This is a genomic window from Actinoplanes sp. NPDC051537, from assembly GCF_055586105.1.
In genome coordinates this window covers 132045-149617 of record NZ_JBVJIU010000023.1, presented here as the reverse complement: position 1 = coordinate 149617, position 17573 = coordinate 132045, and the positions used below count along the sequence as shown (strand labels likewise).

Annotated in this window: 13 protein-coding genes; 6 read left to right on the top strand and 7 right to left on the bottom strand. The window is 72.0% G+C overall.

Annotated elements, in window-relative coordinates; all coding sequences use genetic code 11:
• Window positions 1–116 precede the first annotated feature (116 nt).
• From ACZ6TB_RS41835 to ACZ6TB_RS41820, 4 genes are all read right to left on the bottom strand, one after another.
• On the bottom strand, window positions 117–2180 hold the full coding sequence (locus tag ACZ6TB_RS41835; protein WP_465565086.1) for a ThuA domain-containing protein: 2064 nt from the start codon (window positions 2178–2180) through the stop codon (window positions 117–119).
• The gene (locus ACZ6TB_RS41830) at window positions 2177–4984 is read right to left on the bottom strand and encodes a PQQ-dependent sugar dehydrogenase (RefSeq protein ID WP_465565084.1); all 2808 of its coding nucleotides are present in this window, start codon (window positions 4982–4984) and stop codon (window positions 2177–2179) included. Before ACZ6TB_RS41830 ends, ACZ6TB_RS41835 begins: the two co-directional genes overlap by 4 nt.
• A 211-nt stretch (window positions 4985–5195) precedes the next feature.
• Entirely contained in the window at window positions 5196–6287 is a 1092-nt protein-coding gene (locus ACZ6TB_RS41825; protein WP_465565082.1) for a ricin-type beta-trefoil lectin domain protein, read from the bottom strand.
• A 17-nt stretch (window positions 6288–6304) separates the two neighbouring features.
• Complete coding sequence (locus tag ACZ6TB_RS41820) at window positions 6305–9028, bottom strand: ricin-type beta-trefoil lectin domain protein (RefSeq protein ID WP_465565079.1); 2724 nt, start codon at window positions 9026–9028, stop codon at window positions 6305–6307.
• Between the two features lie 174 nt (window positions 9029–9202).
• Here ACZ6TB_RS41820 and ACZ6TB_RS41815 point away from each other — a divergent pair, with 174 nt between their 5' ends.
• From ACZ6TB_RS41815 to ACZ6TB_RS41805, 3 genes are all read left to right on the top strand, one after another.
• Window positions 9203–10054 (top strand): patatin-like phospholipase family protein, encoded by an 852-nt coding sequence (locus tag ACZ6TB_RS41815; protein ID WP_465565077.1) that lies wholly within the window; start codon window positions 9203–9205, stop codon window positions 10052–10054.
• Between the two features lie 154 nt (window positions 10055–10208).
• Entirely contained in the window at window positions 10209–10868 is a 660-nt protein-coding gene (locus ACZ6TB_RS41810; protein ID WP_465565075.1) for a glycoside hydrolase family 75 protein, read from the top strand.
• Between the two features lie 22 nt (window positions 10869–10890).
• Window positions 10891–12783, top strand: coding sequence for a glycoside hydrolase family 9 protein (locus ACZ6TB_RS41805; protein ID WP_465565073.1), 1893 nt, complete (start codon window positions 10891–10893; stop codon window positions 12781–12783).
• Here the strand turns inward: ACZ6TB_RS41805 and ACZ6TB_RS41800 are convergent.
• A complete protein-coding gene (locus tag ACZ6TB_RS41800) occupies window positions 12703–13695 on the bottom strand; it encodes a LysR family transcriptional regulator (RefSeq protein WP_465565070.1) in 993 nt (330 codons plus the stop codon). The two genes, ACZ6TB_RS41805 and ACZ6TB_RS41800, sit on opposite strands and share 81 nt — an antisense overlap.
• A gap of 89 nt (window positions 13696–13784) precedes the next feature.
• On the opposite strand from ACZ6TB_RS41800, the gene ACZ6TB_RS41795 reads away from it, so the two are divergent.
• Entirely contained in the window at window positions 13785–14699 is a 915-nt protein-coding gene (locus tag ACZ6TB_RS41795) for a zinc-binding dehydrogenase (protein WP_465565068.1), read from the top strand.
• Window positions 14696–15097 carry a nuclear transport factor 2 family protein gene (locus ACZ6TB_RS41790; protein WP_465565066.1) on the top strand — a complete coding sequence of 134 codons (402 nt, stop codon included), beginning with the start codon at window positions 14696–14698 and terminating at the stop codon, window positions 15095–15097. Before ACZ6TB_RS41795 ends, ACZ6TB_RS41790 begins: the two co-directional genes overlap by 4 nt.
• Here the strand turns inward: ACZ6TB_RS41790 and ACZ6TB_RS41785 are convergent.
• The gene (locus ACZ6TB_RS41785) at window positions 15042–16412 is read right to left on the bottom strand and encodes a DUF2252 domain-containing protein (protein ID WP_465565063.1); all 1371 of its coding nucleotides are present in this window, start codon (window positions 16410–16412) and stop codon (window positions 15042–15044) included. The genes ACZ6TB_RS41790 and ACZ6TB_RS41785 overlap by 56 nt on opposite strands.
• A 240-nt stretch (window positions 16413–16652) precedes the next feature.
• On the opposite strand from ACZ6TB_RS41785, the gene ACZ6TB_RS41780 reads away from it, so the two are divergent.
• Window positions 16653–16832, top strand: coding sequence for a hypothetical protein (locus tag ACZ6TB_RS41780; RefSeq protein WP_465565060.1), 180 nt, complete (start codon window positions 16653–16655; stop codon window positions 16830–16832).
• On the opposite strand, the gene ACZ6TB_RS41775 is transcribed toward ACZ6TB_RS41780, so the two are convergent.
• Window positions 16792–17490 (bottom strand): nucleoside/nucleotide kinase family protein, encoded by a 699-nt coding sequence (locus tag ACZ6TB_RS41775; RefSeq protein WP_465565058.1) that lies wholly within the window; start codon window positions 17488–17490, stop codon window positions 16792–16794. The two genes, ACZ6TB_RS41780 and ACZ6TB_RS41775, sit on opposite strands and share 41 nt — an antisense overlap.
• Window positions 17491–17573 lie beyond the last annotated feature (83 nt).

Sequence of the window (17573 nt, the reverse complement as noted above, 5' to 3'; positions counted from 1 at the left end):
ACCACAGCCTCGGGGTAAGATGGCGCCCCCACTCCGGTTTCGACGAGGGGGACCCCGCAAACCGTACCGACCCGGCGCGGTGCCGGGACCGGGCCCGCCGCCCCGGTTTTCCACCGCTACTGGCGCCACACCCACTGCTGGTTGGCGCCGCCGTGGCAGTCCCAGATGTGGATCTGCTGGCCGTCGGCGGGGTTGTTCTCCGAGACGTCCAGGCAGCGGCCCGACTGCGGGTTGCGCAGGGCGGTCCCCTCCACCGCCCAGCTCTGGGCGCCGCTGCCGTTGCACGTCCAGAGCTGCGCCTTGGTGCCGTTGGCGGTGCCGCCGCCGGCCACGTCGAGGCACTTGCCCGAGGCCGGGTTGCGGATCGCCGACCCGGACCGGGCCCACTGCTGGGCGCCGCTGCCGTTGCAGGTCCACAGCTGGATCTTGGTGCCGTCGGCGGTGCCGGCGCCGTTCACGTCGAGGCACTTGCCGGCCAGGCCGGTGACCGGTCCGGCGGCGGCCTTGACGAGGCCGAACTCGTCCACATCGAAGAGTCCGGCGCCGGTGCCGGCGAAGGTCAGATACAGCGTGCGTACGCCGGAGGGCGCCCCGGTCAGCGAGGTGCTGACGTCGGCGAAGGTCGTCCAGCCGCCGGTGTTCGGCACCGCCACCGAGCCGAGCACCGGGCCGGTCGGCGAGTCGGTGCGGACCTGGATCGTGCCGCCCGGCCCGCCCGAGACGACCCGGGCCCGGAACGACGTGGCGCCGGTCAGGTCGACGCCGCCGTAGGACGCCCAGTCCCCGGGGTCGATGTAGCCGAGGGTCCGGCCGCCCATCGCGCCCGCCTTGTCGAACGGCTGGACACCGCTGGCGGTGGTGAACTGCTCCGCCTGAACCGAGGTCGATGGCGTATTAATACGCTTTATCCGGATGTTGCGGAAGCTCGCCGTGTCGTCGGCACCGTGGTTCTGGATGCCGATGTGGCCGGCGAGCGAGCGCGCGGCGATCGTGTTGGTGTAGTCGTTGATCTTCACGCCGTTGAGGAACACCTGAAGGTGCTCGCCCTCGACCCGGATCTCGTAGGTGTTCCACTCCCCCGGCGGGTTCAGGGCGGCGTCGCGGGCCGCGAGGTCGGCGGAGTGGAAGCCGTAGACCGAACCGGTGGTGTGGTCGGGCGTGTCGGTGGCGTCGATCTGGATCTCGTAGCCGTTGTCGACCGCCGACCACGGATCGGACGACGGCGGGAACCCGATGAAGACGCCGGAGTTGTCGTCGCCGTCGAGTCGCCAGTCGAGCTTCAGCGAGTAGTCGGTGAACTGCTCGGCCGAGTACCAGAGCAGGCCCATGCCGCCGGTCGACGTCAAGGCGCCGTCGGCGTTGGTGAACGACCCCGGCCCCGCCTGCGACCAGCCGCTCGTCGAGCCGTTGTAGAGCGGCGTGTAGCCGGTCTCCGGGCGGCAGTCGGCGTGCGAGCGGCCGGCCGCGTACCGGATGCCGCCCAGCAGCATCCGGCGGAACGCGGCGTCGGCGTAGGACTCGATCGTGTGCCCGCCGCCGGTGTAGAACGAGCGGCCCGAGTCCAGCGTCTTGCACCAGATGTGCGGGTGGTCGGCGCCCATGCCGCCGCCGGAGTACGTCGACTCGTCCAGGGTGGCCAGCACGTGCGCGCTGTCCCGCGGATTCGTCCGGAAGTTGTACCACTCGTCGGTGCGCGGCCAGGCCGAGGGCAGGTGGGCGGTCGCCGCATTGGCGCGGTCCTCCACCCGTACGGTCGCCGGTTGAATCGCCGGATGGGAGGCGAACCAGGCGCCGACCAGCTGACCGTAGAACGGCCAGTCGTACTCGGTGTCGGCGGCCGCGTGCACACCGGCGTAACCCCCACCACCGCGGATGTACGACTCGAACGCCGTCTGCTGGGCGGCGTCCAGCACGTCGCCGGTGGTGTTGAGGAAGACCACCGCCTCGTACTGCGCGAGATTGGCCGTGGTGAACACGGAGGAGTCCTCGGTGGCGGTCACCGTGAAGGCGTTCGCGGACCCGATCTCCCGTACCGCCTGGATGCCGGCGGCGATGGAGTCGTGCCGGAATCCGGCGGTCTTGCTGAAGACCAGCACGTCGTACGGCTGGTCGGCGGCGCGGGCCGGGGCCGGCGCCGCGAGGACGAGGAGGAGACCGAGCAGTGCGGCCAGCTTTCTCATGACATCGCCCACTTCTGGTTGGCGGCGCCGAGGCAGTCCCACAGGTGGATCTGCTGGCCGTCGTCGGACTTCACCTCGGAGACGTCGAGGCAGCGGCCCGACTGCGGGTTCCGGACCGTGCCGTCGGACTGGACGACCCAGTTCTGGGCGCCGGTGCCGTTGCAGGTGTAGAGCTGCACCTTGGTGCCGTTGGCGGTGCCGCCGCCGGCGATGTCCAGGCACTTGCCGGAGCTCGGGTTGCGCCACACCTGGCCGGCGACCGACCAGGTCTGCGCGCCGGTGCCGTTGCACGTCCACAGCTGGATCTTGGTGCCGTCCGCGGTACCGGCGCCGTTGACGTCGAGGCACTTGCCGGCGAAGCCGGTCACCCGGCCGGTGCCGGTGCCGCTGCCGCCGCCGGTGGTGAGGGTGAACGCGTCCACGTCGTAGAGCGCGCCCGCGCCGCCGGCGAAGGTCAGGTAGAGCGGGCCGGTGGTGGCCGGCGGGTTGGTGATCGTGCCGGACACGTCGGTGAAGACGTTCCACGCCCCGGTCACCGGGACGGTGGCGGAGCCGAGCACGGTCCCGGTCGGCGAGCCGGCCCGGATCTGGAGGGTGCCGCCGGCGCCGGCCGACGAGACGCGGGCCTTGAAGCCGGTGGCGTTGACCGGGTTGTACGGCTCGAAGCCGATCCAGTCGCCGTTCTCGATGTTGCCGACGGTCTTGCCGCCCTCGGCCTCCGGCTTGTCGAAGGTGGCGATGCCGGACGAGGTCTTGAAGTGCTCGGCCTGCCGGTGCCGCGGTTGCAGGGTGTGCTGCGTGTGCGTGGTCAGCCCGCCGGCGTCGGTGTACTCGGCGTCGAAGATCGCGAAGATGTTCGCCGCCGCGTCGTGCTCGCCGTCGACCGGGATCGTGATCGAGCCGGTGCAGCCGGTGGTCGAGGTGATCTGGTGCCCGTGCTGGTCGTGGCCGAGCACGTAGGTCATCTTGACCTTGGCGCAGTCGATCGCGCCGTCCTCCGGGTCGGTCACGGTGATCGCGTAGGGCACGGTGTCGCCGAAGCTGACCAACTGCCCGTTGAGCGGCGTACGGATGGTGACCGCCGGCGCCGTGTTGCCGACCCCGATCTGGACGCCGCCGCTGCCGGTCGCGCCCTGCGGGTCGGTGACGGTGAGCCGGACGTTGTACGTGCCGTTGGCCGCGAACGTGTGCGCCGGGTTGGCCGCGGTCGACGTGCCGCCGTCGCCGAAGTTCCACGCGTACGTCAGCGCGCCGCCCTCGGGATCGGCGGAGCCGGCCGACGAGAACGTGACGGTCAGCGGGGCCTGCCCGTTGACCGGGCTGGCGGTGACGACCGCGGTCGGGCTCTTGTTGCCGCCACCGACGTAGTCGTAGCGGTAGAGCGCCGAGTTGGCGTCGCCGTTGAAATACCCGGTGCCGTAGTCGAGGACGTAGAGCGCGCCGTCCGGGCCGAACGCCATGTCCATCACCTGCTTGCCGCTCCACGCGAAGTTCGAGATCTCGCCGGGCGACCCGTCGGCGTTCAGGTGGATCGGCTTGATCCAGCCGCGGCCGAACTCGCCGGCGAGGAAGTGCCCGTCGACCGACTGCGGGAACTTCGTGGTCGAGGTGCTGGCGGCGTTGTAGCGGTAGACCGGGCCGCCCATCGGCGACTCGGAGCCGCCGCCGAACTCGGGCGGGCTGCCGGCGTCACCGCCGTAGCGGATCCAGGCCGCGCGGGCGGGCGGCAGCTTGGTCAGGCCGGTGTTGCGGAACGAGTTGTTGGCCGGCCCGCCGGCGCAGTCGTACTTCGCGCCGGCCGTGCCGGCGGCGAAGTCCCATTCCGCGTACGTCTCGGCGGCGGTGTTGGTGCCGGTGCAGTACGGCCAGCCGTAGTTGCCGGCCGAGGTGACCCGGTTGAACTCGACCTGGCCGCCGGGGCCGCGCGCCGAGCCGGCGCCCGCGTCGGGGCCGTAGTCGCCGACGTAGACGATCCCGGTGGCCTTGTCGACGCTCATCCGGAACGGGTTGCGGAATCCCATCGCGTAGATCTCGGCGCGGGTGCTCGCGGTGCCGGGCGTGAAGAGGTTGCCGGACGGGATCCCGTACGAGCCGTCGGCGTTGACCTTGATTCTGAGGATCTTGCCGCGCAGGTCGTTGGTGTTGCCCGCCGAGCGCTGGGCGTCGAACGCGGGATTGCGGTTGGTGCGCTCGTCGAGCGGCGCGTACCCGTCGGACTGGAACGGGTTGCTGTCGTCCCCGGTGGACAGGTAGAGGTTGCCGGCGGCGTCGAAGTCGATGTCGCCGCCGACGTGGCAGCAGATGCCCCGGCTGGCCGGCACGTCGAGGATCGCCTTCTCCGCGCTGAGCTTCCAGTCGGCGGTGAGCGTGAAGCGGGACAGCCGGTTGACGCCGGACCAGGCCGAGAAGTCGGTGCCGGTGTCCGGGGAGTCGCCGGCCGGGGTGCTCAGCGGCGGGGCGTAGTAGAGGTAGATGAACCGGTTGGTGGCGAAGCCGGGGTCGACGCCGACGCCCTGCAGGCCCTCCTCGTCGTGGGTGTAGACGGCGAGCGTGCCGACCACGGCGGTGGCGCCGGCGGCGTCGGTGCGGCGCAGCGTGCCGTTGCGGGCGGTGTGCAGGACCGAGCGGTCGGGCAGCACGGCCAGGCTCATCGGCTCGCCCATCTCGGGCTCGCCCTTCGCGAGCGTCACCTGCTGGAACTCGGCGGGATCGAGGTCGTGCGCGAGCGCGCGGACGGGCGAGACGAGAACGAGGGCGGCGGCCACGAGGGCGGCTGCGCCGGTGGCGGGCATGCGGAGAGACATGAAGCGACCCCTTTGCTGACGAGTACGCCGGCATGCCGACGCGTGGCCGCGCGCCGGCATGCCATGAGCGGGGAAGCACCGCCGAGATCACCTCGGCGCAACACTGCGGTGTTGAATCTGGAACATAGGCGCTTCTGAATGAAGAGTCCAGATCTTCTGTCGTACTCGCCAAAACTTTTGTCGCATGGAGCAAAAGAGCGAAACTAGCTCCTCATCGGACCGCCCACCGCTGCGCGCCCGTCCCGTTGCACGTCCAGAGCTGCACCAGCGTGCCGTTGCCGGTGCCGCCCTGGTTGACGTCGACGCACTTGCCCGAGCCCGCGCCGACGATCGTGCCGTTCGCGTTGACCGTGAACCGCTGCGCGGCCGTGCCGTTGCAGGTCCACGCCTGCACCTTGGTGCCGTCGGCGGTGCCGTTGCCGTTCACGTCCAGGCACTTGGCGCCGTAGACGCGGAGCTCCCCGGCCGCGGTGCGGGTCCACTGCTGGTTGGCGCCGCCGTGGCAGTCCCAGATCAGCGCCTGGGCGCCGTCGGCGGTGCTGCCGCCGGAGATGTCGATGCAGCGGGTCGACTGCGGGTTGGACAGCAGGACCGCGGTCCCGACCGGCGGCGTGGTCACCGGTTGCAGGCTGCCCGGCACCGACTGGAGGGCGGCGAACCAGCGGGCCGCCATCTTGTCGTAGCCGGCGGCGCTCGGATGCACGCCGTCGGCCAGGTCGGCGGTGGTCAGCGCCGAGTGCATGTCGACCAGGTGGGTGCGCGGGCCCTTCTGCGCCACGATGCCGGGCAGGGCGGCGTTGAAGGTCTGCGTCTTCGTCTCGTTGGCGGCGTTGCTCGTCGGGATGATCTGGGCGACGAAGACCTCGGACGCCGGCGCCAGGGTCCGGATGTGGTCGATGAGCGCGGACAGCCGGGCCGGCGCGTTGGCGACGTCGTAGTTCTGGCCGATGTCGTTGGTGCCGATGTGCAGCAGGACGGTCCGCGGGCCGTACGCGCGGAGCCAGCCGACGATGTTGGCGTCCAGCTGGTCGATCCGCCAGCCCGAGTGGCCCTCGTGGTCGTGGTCGCCGAGGGCGGCCGGCCCGTTGAAGCCGGAGCCGACGAAGTCGGCCGCATAGCCCCCGGCCGCCATCCGCTGCCACAGGTTGAGCCGGTAGCCGCCGGGCACGTTGAACCCGTCGGTGATCGAGTCGCCGAGCGGCATGATCCGTACCCCGCCGTTCGACTCGGCGAGCACGGGAGGCGGGGTCGAGCCGAGGGCCAGGACGAGACCGACCCCGGCCGCGATCATCCATCTACGCATAGCGGTCCTTTCCCGAGTCAGCGGAACCATTTCTGGTTGGCGGCGCCGTTGCAGGTCCACAGGACGAGCGGGGTGCCGTTGGTGGTGCCGTGCGCGGACGCGTCGAGGCACTTGCCGGAGCCGACGCCGACGACCGAGCCGTCCGTGCCGACGGTCCACTGCTGGTTGCCGCCGCCGTTGCAGTCCCAGATGTCGACGACGGTGCCGTCCGCGGTGCCGCCGCCCACGGCGTCCAGGCATTTGCCGTCGAAGACGGTCAGCCGGCCGTTCGCGGTCGACGTCCATTCCTGATTGGAGCCGTTGTTGCAGTCCCACAGCGCCGGCCGGGTGCCGTTGGCCTGGTTGGCGGCCGGGACATCGACGCACCTGCCGGACTCCTGGCCCCGGAGGATACCGGCGGTGTCGCCGCGAGCCCACTTCTGGTTCGCGCCGCCGTTGCAGCCCCAGACCCCGATCGCGGAACCGTTGGCGGTCTGGTGGCCGGTGACGTCGAGGCACTGGCCGGTGCCGGCGCTGACCACGCTGCCGTCGGCGTTGACCGTCCACTGCTGGCCGGCGCCGCCGGTGCAGTCGCCGATCGCCGCGGTGGCGGCGTCCAGGCACTTGCCGAGGATCTGCAGCTGCCTGGCCGGCGTCAGGGTCCATTGCTGGTTGGCGCCGCCGGTGCAGTTCCAGAGCGCGGGCTTGGTGCCGTTCGCCGTGGACCCGCCGGGCAGGTCGGCGCAACGGCCGGACTCCAGGCCCTTCAGCACGCCGGTGAGGTTGCCGGCCGCGTTCGGGGTGACGCTCAGGTTGTCGAACTGGTCGGTCTGGTAACCGGCGACCCCGAAACCGACCTGACCCGAGGTGTACGAGGTGTCGGTGACCCGGCCGGCGACGGCGCCGTCGATCGTGGCGGTGATGTCGTTGCCGGCGAAGCCGAGCGCGATCGTGTGCCAGGTGTTCAGGCCGAGCGCGGGACGGCTGCCGGTGAGCAGCGTGGTCAGGATCCCGCCGCTGCTGTTCTTGGCGATCGACCACGCCCCGGTGTTGCTGATCCGCAGCTGGTACGCGGCCTGATGGCTCTGCGGCCGGTTCTGCGTGCCGGCCCGGCCGAGCAGCGTCACGGTGCCGGCCTGCTGCATGTCCACATCGGTGCTGACCGTGTAGTTGCTCCAGGCCGGGTCGCCGACCAGCGCGTACGCGTCGCTGTCGTCCTGCCAGTTGATCGGCTGGACCGGCGCGACCTGCTGGAGGCAGTTGCCGGACCGGCCGGCCGCGCAGGCCCGCACCTCGTAGGCGCCCTGCATGGTCTGCAGGTACCGGGCCATGCCGCGAACCGGGTAGCCGTCGTAGTTGTCGGTGTAGGGCAGGGCCAGAGTGCCGCTCGACGGACCGGCCGCCGTGCCCTTGCCCTGCCCGGTGGTCGTGGTGACGGTGTAGATGCGGTTCGGCTGCAACGTCAGCGCGTACCGGCCGCCGCTGACCGCGACGTCGGCCTGTTTGACGAACCAGTCGGCGGCGTTGGCCGAGCCCATGTCGGTGGCCCAGACATGCACGGTTCCGGTGCTCAGGCCGCCGGCGACGGTGACGTTCACGGTCTGCGCGGCGGTGCTGCCGCTGGTCTCGTAGATCGTCGAGTAGTCGCCGGTGCTGGGCGACCGCAGCGACACGTAGCTGCCGTTGGCCCGGTCGCCGCCGAGATAGCCGCTGGCCGAGCTGTTGAGGTAGCGCCAGCCGGGCTGGGTGAACTGCGCGTAATGCGCGTTGGCCCACAGGTTCTTGCCGACCCGGTAGGCCCCGGACCAGGGCGAGCCGGCGTCCATGAGGCCGACCGTGGCGTACGGCAGATTGGGGGTGATCGCCGCGATGAGCGGCCAGTTCATGTACCCGGATATCTCGGCGTCGAGGTAGCCGCGGTTGACGGTGCGGATGTACGGGACCACGCCGGCGTTGTCGTCCTGCGAGCCGAACTCGCTGGCCCATAAGGGTTTCCCGGAGTTGCGGGCGTTGGTCGTGGTCGAGCAGGAGTCGGCCGGCGACAGGTAGCCGCACACGTAATGGTTGCCGAGCACGCCGACCGCGTTCTTGAGGGCCGCGTCGCCGAACTCGTCGGCCATGCCCCAGCCGCTGTCGTCGCCGACGATCTGCACCGCGCCGTAGCCGGCCGCGTTCAGCGCGGTGCGCAGGTTCTTGTACCAGCCGCTGTCGTGGCCGCGCTCGTTCCAGCCGCCGAGGTAGCTGATCGTCAGGCCGTGCTGCTTGGCGCAGTTCAGCCAGGAGATGTCGTAGTCGATCATGTCCGGCGACCAGAAGCTGTGGTTGCCGATCCAGCCGGGCGCGGCCCACGGCAGGGCGACCAGCTTGATGTTCGGGTTGCGGGCCACGGCCTGCTCGCCCAGCCAGAACTCGTAGCCGACGTTGCAGTTGACGTCGCCCCGGACGTGCTCGTGCGAGGGCTCGGCGCCGTCGGTGGAGTTGGCGTCGCCCCCGATCTCGAGCTTGAGCAACTGCACCGCGGCGCCGTAGCCGGGCTTGAACAGGTAGTCGAGGATCTGCGAACGCTGGGCGGCCGGATAGTCGATCAGCAGCCGGGAATTGCCCCCGCCTCCGCTGATCGCGCCGACACCGTCGAAGGTGCGGCCGGTGATGCCGCCGTCCAGGGTGATCGTCGTGGTGGCGGCCGACGCCGGGGCGGCGACGGCGAAAGCCGCGATGAGGGAGAGGGTGATCAGGGTGAGCAGGCTTCGGAATCGATGCATGGGGAGCACTCCAACCCGTCGATACATCGACCATCACAGATGTACGGCGGGATGGCAACGTTGTCAGGACGGCCTGCCCGTTTGGACAGTCAGCGACGGGTGATGACGTGCTTGGGCCGGGTGCACTCGAGCACGGGGTGCTTCAGCTGCCGTAGATCGCATTAGCCTGGGGGCGTGTCGCGACGAGTCGCGTTGGCTCTGGGGTCCGGTGGCGCGCGGGGGTTCGCGCACATCGGCGTCATCGAGGTGCTCGCCGAGCGCGGCTTCGACGTCGTCGCGGTGGCCGGCTCCTCGATGGGCGCGCTGGTCGGCGGCGTGCTGGCGGCCGGCCGGCTGCCGGAGTTCACCCAGTGGGTGACCGGGCTCCGGCAGCGGGACGTGGTGCGGATGTTCGACCCCAAGTGGTCCGCGCCCGGCGTGATCACCGCCGACCGCCTGATCGACCACCTCGACGCCTTCCTCGCCGAGACGCTGATCGAGGATCTGCCGATCCCGTACACGGCGGTCGCCACCGACATCACCGCCCGGCGCGAGGTCTGGTTCCAGAGGGGCTCGCTGCGCGCCGCGATCCGGGCCTCGATCGCCATCCCGGGGCTGATCACCCCGGTGGTCGCCGACGGCCGGGTGCTGGCCGACGGCGGGCTGCTCAACCCGGTGCCGATCGAGCCGACCGCCGCGGTGCCGGCCGATCTGACCGTCGCGGTCTCGCTGCTGGGCCGGCGACCCGATCACGAGTCGGCCGCGCCGATCCGCACCGCGGCCCGTCCCACCGAGTGGCGGGCCCGGCTGCGGCACGCGATGCAGCGGCCCGACGGCCCGGCCGAGCCACGCCTGGCCGGCGTCATCGCCGACTCGCTCGACGCCATGCAGGACATGATCGCCCGCTACCGGATGGCGGGCCTGCCGCCCGACGTGCACATCGCGGTGCCGGTCACCGCCGGCGGCGTGCTGGAGTTCCACCGCGCCGCCGAGATGATCGCGCTCGGCCGCGACCTCGCCACCAAGGCACTGGACGACGCCGGCTAGGTCTTGCGCGCATCGCCCGACATCGATACGGTCGCAGGCGTCGAATTGTTCGGCAGCTTTACTAACAGTTCCGCCGCGGACATCCCCCAGGCCGGAGCGCGCCCGGCCGTCCCCTCGTCCGCCCGTAGTGGGCGGACGTGTCCCGGGAGGACACATGAACCGCAAACTCGTGACCGCGTTCGCCGCGCTCGGGCTGATCCCCACGGTCCTCACGGCCGCCCCGGCCCAGGCCGCCGGCCCGACCGCCGCCCAACTGCTCGCGAAGGTCAGCTCCTGCACGGTCGCCTCGAACGGCAAGTACGCCACCGACGACGGCAACTCGTCGACCGTCAACATCTGCAAGAAGGGGTCGGCCTATTTCTGGAAGGCCGACATGGACATCGACTGCGACGGCGTTCGCACGTCGAAGTGCAACGAGAACACCGACCCCTGGTACCAGGACCAGACCTCGTTCGAGACGTCGGGCGGCAACCCGTTCCAAGCCGACAAGACGCACTATTTCGTGATTCCGCTGCCGAGCTCCCGGTTCAATTATTCGAGCAAGGGCATCAAACCGGGCAGCGTTGCGGCGATCATCTACAACAACAAGGTCGTGTACGCGGTCTTCGCCGACGAGGGCCCGAGCAACATCATCGGTGAGGCGTCGTACGCGACCGCGCAGGCGCTCGGCATCAACCCCGACCCCGAGAACGGGGGCGTCGACTCCGGCGTGACCTACATCGTCTTCCCGGGCAGCGTTCCGAGCCCGGTCGAGTCGAACAGCGCGATCGACAGCAAGGGCGCCGCCGCCGCGACGGCGTTCGTCAACAGCTGATTTTTCCTCGAGGAGGGGCGTCGTGTTCAAACTGGTCATGAGCCTGCTGCTGGCGGCCACCACAAGCGCGGCCACCACAGGCGCGGCCACCGGTGCCGCCGGGGCGCCGCCGGCCGTGCACGGTTTCATCCGCGTGGATCAGGCCGGCTACGCGCCCGGCGAGGCCAAGCAGGCGTACCTGATGAGCACGGCGCCCGCCCCCGGCGCCCGATTCACCGTCCTCGACGCCGCCGGCCGGGCCGTGCTCTCGGGCCGGGCGGCGACGTCGAGCCGCGGCGCCTGGAACGCCGCCTACCCGGCCGCCTATCCGATCGACCTCAGCAAGCTCCACCGCCCCGGCACCTACCGGGTCCGCGTCGGCGGCATCGTCTCGCCCGCCTTCCCGGTGCGGGCGCGAAGCGACCTCTACGGCGAGATCCTCCGCGACGGCACGACGTTCTTCGGCACCCAGCGCGACATCGCGCACCGCAACGACGCGCACGCCACCGTCTACGCGACGCCGCACTTCGCCACCGAGGACGTCATCGCCGACGCCGACCTCACCCGGATCGGCGGCCCGGTCGACGTGGCCGGCGGCTGGTACGACGCCGGCGACTATCTCAAGATGACCCACACCACCGCGTACGGCGTCATCACCCTGCTCGCCGCCGCCCGGGCGATGGGTCCGGCCGCCCCGCGCGCCCTGCCCGCCGCGGCCCGCACCGGCGTCGACTGGCTCGGCAAGGCGTGGGACGAGCGCACCGCGACGCTGCACCTGCAGGTCGGCATCGGCTCGGGCAACGAGGCCGGCACGTTCACCGGCGACCACGACCTGTGGCGGCGGCCCGGAGCCGACGACCGCGACACCGACCCCGCCGACCGGTACGCCGCCGCGCACCGTCCGGTCTTCGACGCCGCCGCGCCCGGCGCGCCGATCAGCCCCAACCTGGCCGGCCGGGTCGCCGCCGCCTTCGCCCTGGCCGCCCAGCAGGACGCCGCCCGCGATCCCCGCCGCGCCCGGGCCGAGCTGCGCGCCGCCACCTCGCTCTACGCCCGGGCCGACGTCGCGAGCCCGCCCGACCCGCTGGTGACCGCGCTGCCCAACGAGTTCTACCCCGAGGACACCTGGCACGACGACATGGAGCTGGGCGCCACCGAGATCGCCCTCGCCCGGCACCGGCTCGGCCTCCCGGGCGGCCGCGCCTACGTCCGCGACGCCGCCGGTTACGCCCGCGGCTACCTCGCCGCCGAGACCGGCGACACCCTCAACCTGTACGACGTGAGCGCGCTCGCCCACGCCGACCTGATCACCGCTCTCTCCCAGATGGGCGGCGGGGACGGGATCCGCGGCCGTCTCGTCGACGACCTGAGACGCCAGGTGCGCACGGGCGCCGACCGCGCGGCCCGGGATCCGTTCCACGCCGGCGGCATCTACACCGACTTCGACGTCGCCTCGCACACGTTCGGCCTGATCGCCACCGAGGCGCTGTACCGGTCGGCGAGCGGCGACTCCGCGTACACCGCGTTCGCTACCCGCCAGCGCGACTGGCTGCTCGGCGCCAACGCGTGGGGAACCAGCTTCATGATCGGCGTCGGCTCGACCTTCCCGCGCTGTCCGCAACATCAAACAGCCAACCTGAGCGGTCGTACGCTGACCGGCGCCGTCGTGAACGGACCCAATGACCCGGAGCTGTTCGCCGACGGCCTCGGCGACCCGATGGACGAGATGGTCACCTGCCCGGCCGACGGCCAGGACCGCTACGCGGCGTTCACCGGCCACGGCAGCCGCTTCGTCGACGACGTGCGCGCCTGGCAGACCGACGAGCCGGCGCTGGACATGACCGGCAGCGCCGTCCTAGCCGCCGGCCTCCAGTCCGCCCGCCCCCGGTCCGCCCGCCCCCAGTCCGCCGGCCCTCATTTCGTCGGCGTCCGGTAGCCAGTCCCGGCCGGGCTCGTAGGAGAGCCAGCGGCGGGCCCGGCCGGTCTCGGCGAACGCGCGCAGCAGCGGGCCGAGCCGCGGATGCTCGCCGGTGTCCCGCCAGGCGGCCGACCACGCGTACAGCGGAGTCGGCTCGACCAGCGGGATCGAGCGCAGACCGGCGTGGTCGGGCAGCGGCGCGTCGGCCGGGAACAGCGTGAAGCCGGCCGGGTCGTCGCGCACGCCGCGGACGAGATGGTCGAGGCCCAGGTTCGGGCCGTCCCGGCGGCGGGCGATCCCGAACTCGTCGGCGAACCGCCGCAGGAAGTCGAGCCGGGTCAGCTCGGCCGGCGACCAGAGAACGCCGTCGCGCAGGTCGGCCGGGCGCACCTGGGCCGACCCGGCGGCCGGATGCGCCGCGCCTACCACCACATCGACGGGCTCCAGCCGTACGAGCCGCCTGGTGAGCCCGGCCTCTCCCCCAGCCGGCAGCGGATGCACCCGGCCGAACCCCACATCGGTCTCGCCCTTCTGCAGTGCCCTCGCGACCGAGGCCCAGTCCCGCCCCGGCGACGGCTCGAGGCGCACCGCGGCGAGCCCCTCCGCCGCCAGGGCCACCGTCCGCATCGGCGCGTAGAGATGCCCCCACGTCTCGATCCGCACCACCGGCCCGTCCCCGGCGACCAGCGCGAGCGCGCGCTCCCCCGCCGCCAGCGCCGCCCGGGCGCCGGGCAGGAACCGCTCCCCCGCGCCGGTGAGCCGGACCCCGCCCACGCGCTCGAACAGGCGCACCCCGAGCCCCGCCTCGAGGCGCGCGACCCGCTTGGACAGCGCCTGCTGGCTGGTGCCCAGCCGCTCGGCGGCCCGGCCGAAATGCCGGGCCTCGGCGGTCGCGACGAACGCACGCACCAGAGCGAGATCCAGGTCCACGCCGCTGACCATAGGCGACAACCGGTCGTTGTCGGGGCGGCGGCCCGGTTGTTGGACCGTCCGGGGCCGGGCCCGCTGTGCTGGTTCGCATGAAGGCATTCCTCCCGACGGGAGACCCCGCCGAACCGGTCCGGCTGGCCGAGGTGCCCGAGCCGGCGCCGCGACCGAACGAGGCACTGGTCCGGGTCGAGGCGTACTCGATCAACCGCGGCGAGACGTTCAAGCTGGAGCGACCGGCGCCCGGCGATCGGCCCGGCAAGGACATCGCGGGCCTGGTGCTCCAGCCGGCCGCCGACGGCAGCGGGCCGCCCGGCGTCGCCCGGGTGGTCGCCCATCCGGCGGCGGGCGGCTGGGCCGAGTACGCGGCGGTGCCGTCGGACGCCATGGCGGTGCTGCCCGACTCGGTCTCCGCCGTCCAGGCCGCGGCGCTGCCGCTGGCCGGGCTCACCGCGCTGCGGCTGCTGCGCGCGGCCGGCCCGCTGATCGGCCGGCGCGTGCTGCTGACCGGCGCGTCCGGCGGCGTCGGGCACTACGTGACGGAGCTGGCCACCGCGGCCGGCGCGCAGGTCACCGCCGTCACCCGGCTCGACCGGCTCGGCGCGGCCGAGGTCGTCCCCGACGTGGCCGACGCCCGCGGCCCGTTCGACGTCGTGCTCGAGTCGACCGGCGGCCAGGCCCTCCCGGTCGCCCTGGCCCGGCTCGCCCGGCGCGGCGCGCTCATCTGGTTCGGGCAGGCCAGCCGCACCCCGGTCACGCTCGACTTCTTCGACTTCTTCGCCGGCCCCGAGTCCGCGGTCATCCGCCACTTCCACTACCTCGACGCCGGCACCCGCATCGACGACGATCTCGCCACGCTCGTCCGGCTCACCGCCGAGGGCCGCCTGCACCCCGAGATCGGCCGCGTCACCGACTGGGCCGGCACCGCGACCGCCCTCACCGACCTGCGCGACCGCCGCATCCGCGGCAAGGCCGTCCTCACCCTCTCCGGACAGGCACCGTCATGACCACGCCCCGCGATGTCGTCATCCGCTACGTCGAGGCCGTCCGCGACGGCGACGCCGGCGTCATCAACGACAGCTTCGCGCCGGACGCCACCTGGCACTATCCCGGCGATCTGCCCACCTCCAAGGTGTGGCGGGGTCGCGACGCCATCGTCAACGACTTCCTCGGCGGCATGGGGACGGTCTTCGTCCCCGGCACCATGAAGATCGAGCTGATCAGCACGATCGCCGAGGGCGACCGGGTGGTGGCCGAGTGGACGGCCAAGGCACGCACCGTGCACGGCGCCGACTACGACAACCGCTGCATCGGCGTCTACACCGTCGAGAACGGCAGAATCACCGCGGTCATCGAGTACGCCGACACGCGGCACGTGGCCAGGACCCTGTTCCCGGGTTCCTGATCAGCTGCTCGTGGTCGCGGGCGGTCTGGTCGGCGTACGACACGGCGAACTCGGTCATCGCCTCGTCGAAGCGCCGGCCCTTGCCGACGTAGCCCGCGATCGCCATCGCGTCGCCGGTGCGCGCGTGCGACCGGGCGAGGACATGCGCGCACCGCTCGGCGAACGGCACCAGAACGGGCGCGATGAGCTCGGCGTTCGGGATCACCTTCATGTCGCGGAACTGGCGCACGTAGAAGTCGAACCCCCGCACGCTGGTCCAGCCGAGGAAGATGTCGCTCGCCGCCTGGATCTGCCGCTTGCCCCGGATCACCCGCTCGCCGTGGCCCGGGTAGGGGCTGGGCCCCAGGAACTCTTCGTAGACGGCCGGCCCGGCCTGCTTGATCTGCAGAAACAGCGGTTCCGTGCCGTTGCGCCCCAGCAGCAGCAACAGGTACACCTGCATGCCCACGCTGCCGACGCCGACGACCTGCCGCACCACGTCGACGAGCGTGAACCGGTCGAGCAGCCCACGCCGCTCGTAGGGCAGGCTGTCGTGATACGCCTGCAGCGTCTCGGTCGCGTGCTCGGCCGCCTCGGGCAGGTGCACCCGCAGCGGAGGCTCCTCGACGATCCGCAGCCGCCCGTCCACCACGTGCGTGAGCTTCCGCGCCGCGCCCGCGCTCGTGCGCCGCCGGGCCCGTTTCGCCAGTCGCGCCGACCGCTCCTCCTGCTCCTCGGGCCCGAACAGCTCGAGCAGCGCGTCGGCGGTGATGACGTCGTACCAGATGGCCAGCTCGTCGGCGGCAGAGTAGAACGCGATCCGTTCCCGGTACGCCTTGACCGCCCCTCTGACCGCGGCCACCCCGGCTCGCTCGTCGAGCCCGGCGTCCCGCGCGAGGACGACCAGGCTCGCCAGGAACCGTTTGACGTCCCACTCGAACGGCCCCCGCAGCGTCTCGTCGAAGTCCCGCAGATCGAACGAGAGCTGCCGCTCGGGCGTGGCCCACAGCCCGAAGTTCAGCACGTGCGCGTCCCCGCACAACTGCACGTCGATCCCCGTGTGCGGCGCCGCCCCGAGATCCGCCGCCATCACCGCCGCCGCCCCGCGGTAGTACGTCCACGGCGAGGCCGACATCCGCGCCAGCCGCATCGGCACAAGCTCCGCGACGCGGCTCTCGTTCTGAGCGAGCACGGTGCCGAGCGCATCGTGGCCCCGGGTCGCCGCATCCCACCGCCCCAGACGCCCCAGCGGCACCCGGTCGCGAGCGGCACGCCCGTTCGCGCGCCGCTCGCTCAGGGGTGTCGCCGACGCCGAGACCGACCGCAGAGAGGCCATCAGCCGAAGCTAGGTCCGATCCGTCCCCGCCACATCACCTGCGCCGGGTGAAGCGAGCCCGAGCCGATCGTCCCGCCGTGCCCTTCCTTGGGCCCACGCAGCGTCTCGTCAAAGTCCCGCCGCGGCGCGGTCGTAGCTCCTGGAGGACCCCGCCATCCGCTCCATCGGGATCGACACCAGCTCCGGAACCCGGCATCCAGGGATCCGCCCGCGCTGGGATCGTCGCGGAAGGCCGGCCCGTTGCGGACCGTCGCGCTGGACCGGGGCGGCTTCGCCCGCGCGCTGGGCGGTCCCGGCGGCACCACCCTGTTCATCACCGCCGCCGAGTGGCGGGGCATGACCGAGCCGGGGACGGTGACGCCGGGCAGCGGCCAGGTGCTCACCGTCGAGGTCGACGTGCCCGGCGCCGGGTGGCCGTGATGCGGGGTGCGTCGAAGTCGCGGTTGTCGATGACGATGTCGGCCTGCCCGGCGGGGTGGATCTCGGCCAGGTAGAGCTGTTCACCGGGGATGTAGTACGAGCGGTACCGCTCCGCCGCGGCCTCGGCCGAGTCCATCCACGCCTGATCCCGGATCGGGCCGCGGCGCAGCACGTCCGCCACCTCGATGTGCAGGTAGATGAGCAGGTCCCAGTGCGGCGCCAGGGCCGGCTTCTGCAGGAAACCGCCGTCGGCCACCAGGATCGCGTCGGGCGGGGCCATCTGGACGCCGGCGTCGATGGGTGAACGGCCGGCGAAATCCATGATCTGGGTGCGGAAACGACGGTCGCCGCCCGGGCCGAGGGGCGCCAGCAGGTGGTCGCGGATGGCGTCGACGTCGAACATCTCGTGGTAATAGCTTTCCGGCGAGCCGGGCGGGTATCGGGTACGCAGGTCGACGTGCCGCTTGAACTGGTCGATCATGACCCGCAGCACCGGCCGGGCCGTCCTTCCGCGCAGGGTCGCGGCCAGCTCGTCGGCCAGAGTCGTCTTGCCGGCGGCGGAGTGGCCGTCGATCCCCACGCGGGCCGGGTGGGGCAGGCTCAGCGCGAGGATCCGGTCGGCCAGGTCCCCGAGCACCTGACGGCGTTTCATGGACATCGGAAGATGATGACAGCCGGTGGAAGCTAGGATTAATCGATGAAGCGGACCCGGTCGTGACCTCGGCCAAGCGCGCCGGACGG